At 48.9% G+C, this 3,302-nt stretch carries 2 protein-coding genes and 2 pseudogenes; all 4 read left to right on the plus strand.

Translation table 11 applies throughout. The features are described 5' to 3' along the window. Window positions 1-240: pseudogene (locus DBO31_RS08910) on the plus strand (aspartate carbamoyltransferase); the annotation flags it as partial. Continuing rightward, window positions 224-1,513 (plus strand): dihydroorotase, encoded by a 1,290-nt coding sequence (locus tag DBO31_RS08915; RefSeq protein ID WP_150824978.1) that lies wholly within the window; start codon window positions 224-226, stop codon window positions 1,511-1,513. The pseudogene DBO31_RS08910 and the gene DBO31_RS08915, both read left to right, overlap by 17 nt. Next, window positions 1,510-2,568 (plus strand): carbamoyl phosphate synthase small subunit, encoded by a 1,059-nt coding sequence (locus tag DBO31_RS08920; RefSeq protein WP_059076403.1) that lies wholly within the window; start codon window positions 1,510-1,512, stop codon window positions 2,566-2,568. Before DBO31_RS08915 ends, DBO31_RS08920 begins: the two co-directional genes overlap by 4 nt. Beyond that, window positions 2,569-3,302: pseudogene (locus DBO31_RS08925) on the plus strand (carbamoyl-phosphate synthase large subunit); the annotation flags it as partial.

The following is a 3,302-nucleotide window of genomic DNA, read 5'->3' on the forward strand; positions in this document are numbered from 1 at the left end:
CCGGGACCTGGCGAATATAATACATTTTTCGGAGTCAACCAGAAACGGCTGAAGAACGCAAAAAAAGATGTACTTATTATGCATCCCGGTCCAATGAACCGCGGCATTGAAATTGATACAGATACATGCTACTGGACACAATCCTCCATTCAGGAACAGGTAAAAAATGGTGTTTCAGTCCGTATGGCTGTCTTATATCTGACTATCATGGGAGGCGATGACGTTGACATTACTCGTTAAAGGCGGCAGAGTGGTTAATCCGGCCGTAAATCAGGATGAAGTATGCGATATTCTCATTGAAAATGGTAAAATCAAAACTATAGGTAAAAATCTTCCTGCCGATGGGGCGGAAGTATACGATGCATCCGGTCTCGTCGTAGCTCCAGGATTTATCGATATGCATGTCCATTTGCGCCAGCCGGGCCAGAGTGCCAAGGAAACGGTTGTAACAGGTACCCAGGCTGCAGCCGCCGGTGGCATTACCCGCGTCGCTACCATGCCTAATACCAACCCGGTCATCGATAAAGCGATTCTGGTAGAAGGAATGAAATATAAGGCCGAACATGAAGGCGTCGTCAAAGTTGAAGTCATTGGTGCCATTTCCAAAGGACTGGAAGGTAAAGAATTATCTGCTATGGGCGGGATGGCAAAAGCCGGTGTCGTTGCTTTTTCTGATGATGGCCGTTTCGTGGAAGATAGTGATTTCATGCGGAAGGCTATGGAATATGCCAGCATGTTCCACAAAATCGTCATCGATCATTGTGAAGAAACATCTCTCGTATCCGGCGGCCAGATGCATGAAGGCATCGTTTCGGCAGAACTGGGACTTAAAGGCAGACCGGCTGCGGCAGAAGACATCGCCGTTGCCCGTGACATCATTCTTTCGGAAATTACAGATACGCCTGTCCATATTGCTCATATCAGTACAAAACATGCCGTCGACATGGTACGCCGTGCCAAAGCTAAGGGACTTAAGATTACAGCCGAAGCGACACCACAGCATATGATTCTGACCGATGAAGCACTGCGTACGTATGATCCGCGGTTCAAAGTCAATCCGCCACTGCGTTCGGAAGAACACCGGGCTGCTGTCGTAGAAGGATTGAAAGATGGCACGATTGATGCCATCGTGACCGACCATGCCCCGCATACGTGGGACGAAAAAGATCAGGAATTCAGCCTAGCCCCGAGTGGTTTTGTCGGACTGGAAACGAGTGTAGGTGCTGTCCTGACTCATTTGTATCATACAGGAACGGTTGATCTCATGACGATTGTCCGCGCCATGTCTACCGCACCGGCCGGATTGCTGGGCCTCGATGCGGGCGTCATTGTTGAAGGAAAAGACGCAGACCTTACTATTATTGACCTTGACAAAGAATGGACGGTCGATGCCTCTTTGTTCTATTCTAAAGGCAAATCGTCACCTTTTGATGAAATGATTTTTACAGGTAAAGCCGTGGCTACTGTTGTAGATGGTGAATTCGTTATGAAGGACGGGGTGGTCTTAAAATGAAAGGATGCCTCATTTTAGCAAATGGACAGAAATTTTATGGACAGATGCTGATGGATACGCCGGCCGTAGGGGAAGTCGTTTTCAATACGGGCATGACCGGTTATCAGGAAACCTTTACGGATCCTTCCTATGCTGGCCAGATTATTACCATGACATATCCGCTTATCGGCAATTATGGTCTATTCCATGAAATCGAACAGGCAGATCGTCCCTATGCGGCAGGATTCATTGTCAGTGAATTGTGCGATATGCCCAGCAACTGGCAGAATGAAGGTAATCTTTCTACATTTATCATGACGCATCACATTCCCTGCTTGTATGGCGTCGATACGCGTGCCATCACACGGGCTATCCGCAGCCAGGGGGTCATGAAAGGCGTCATCGTACCGGAAACGATGGCAGAAGAAGATATTAAAGACCTCATGGCACAGCCTCTGGAAAAGATGCTGGTAAGGAAAGTGACGCCAGGCAGTGTGCGGCAGGTGGGACAGGGCCGTTATCACGTCGCTGTCATGGATTTTGGTGCCAAAGCGAATATCCTGAAAGACCTGATCCGCAATGACTGCCGGCTTACGGTTTTCCCGGCATATACGAAAGCCGAAGACGTGCTGGCCGTCCAGCCTGATGGTATTTTCCTTTCCAATGGTCCGGGCGACCCGCAGGACCTGCCGGAAATTATTGAAGAAGTCAAAAAACTGATAGGCAAAAAGCCGATGTTCGGCATCTGCCTGGGACATCAGCTTCTGGGTCTTTCCGTCGGAGCTAAAAGCCGCAAGCTGACGTTCGGTCACCGCGGTGCTAATCATCCCGTCAAGGATGTCCGTACCGGCCGGGTCTACATTACGTCCCAGAATCACGGGTATGTCATCGATGAAAACACATTGCCAGACGATGCTATCGTAACGCATATCAATCTCCACGATAAGACGCTCGAAGGATTTGCCTATCCTAAATATAATTTCTTCTGCGTTCAGTATCATCCGGAAGCATCACCGGGACCGACAGACAATCTGTATCTTTTTGAACAATTTGTCAAACTGATGGAGGGGAAATAAATGATCGAAGGATTGAAGAAAGTACTCGTTATCGGCTCTGGCCCGATTATTATCGGTCAGGCTGCTGAATTTGACTATGCCGGTACCCAGGCCTGCCGGGCCCTGAAAGAAGAAGGACTGGAAGTCGTCCTGATCAATAGCAACCCGGCGACGATTATGACCGATGAAGACATTGCCGACCGGGTCTATGTAGAACCTATTTCCCTGGATTATGTGACAGAAGTCATCGAAAAGGAACGTCCTGATGGACTTCTGGCGACTTTAGGCGGCCAGGTCGGACTGAATATGGCAGTCGAACTGGCTAATGCCGGCGTACTGGAAAAATACCATGTGCAGCTCCTGGGCACGCGCCTTTCGGCTATTGAAGAAGCGGAAGACCGCGAACTCTTCAAAAAGGCCATGAAAGATATCAACCAGCCCGTACCGGAAAGTGATATTTTTGAAGACGTTCCGTCGGCTATGGCGTTTGCTGAAAAAATCGGCTATCCGATCATTGTACGGCCTGCTTTCACACTGGGAGGAACTGGCGGCGGTATTGCCTACAATGATGATGAGTTGTTTATGATAGCGACGCGGGGGATTAAACTCAGCCCTATCAACCAGATTCTCGTCGAACGGTCCGTAGCCGGGTGGAAAGAAATCGAATACGAAGTTATGCGCGATAAAGCAGATAACTGCATCATCGTCTGCAATATGGAAAATATTGATCCGGTCGGCATCCACACTGGCGATTC

The sequence above is a fragment of the Megasphaera sp. DJF_B143 genome, assembly GCF_900320625.1.
In the GTDB taxonomy this organism is placed as follows: domain Bacteria; phylum Bacillota; class Negativicutes; order Veillonellales; family Megasphaeraceae; genus Megasphaera; species Megasphaera hexanoica.

Coding starts and splice junctions, on each gene's coding strand:
- DBO31_RS08920 (WP_059076403.1), top strand. CDS start 1,510: ATGAAAGGATGCCTCATTTTAGCAAATGGACAGAAATTTTATGGACAG.